Raw genomic sequence first — 313 nt, 5'->3', positions numbered from 1 at the left:
GGCTGGGCGTTTACCATTTACGGAGCAGTTGCTACATGTGCATTTCTATTTGTATACATATTAGGTATATCGCAACTTTCAAACCTTGATTCATTACCAACGTTTTTAATTCTACTTATAAATATATTATTGGTAGTAAACTTTTTAGCTTGGCTTTGTGGTATTTATCTACTTAAGCAAAGTAAAACTGTTCATAAAATTGCTTTACCTCTTTCTATAATTATTTTGCTAAGCTTTCCTTTTGGAACCATAGTTGGCGGTATATATTTGATGCAACGGTTCAAAAACACATAACAAGCCATTCAAGCAGGAC

At 32.9% G+C, this 313-nt stretch carries 1 protein-coding gene; it reads left to right on the top strand.

The window, feature by feature from the left end:
* The coding region (locus H4J73_RS20175) for a hypothetical protein (RefSeq protein WP_220460646.1) at positions 1 to 294 on the top strand (294 nt) is incomplete at its 5' end.
* Between the last annotated feature and the right edge of the window lie 19 nt (positions 295 to 313).

Origin of the sequence: Colwellia sp. MB3u-41 (assembly GCF_014076845.1) — a bacterium.
In the GTDB taxonomy this organism is placed as follows: Bacteria; Pseudomonadota; Gammaproteobacteria; order Enterobacterales; family Alteromonadaceae; genus Colwellia_A.
Note: the sequence above shows the minus strand (reverse complement) of the source record. Positions and strands in the feature narration are given on the sequence as shown.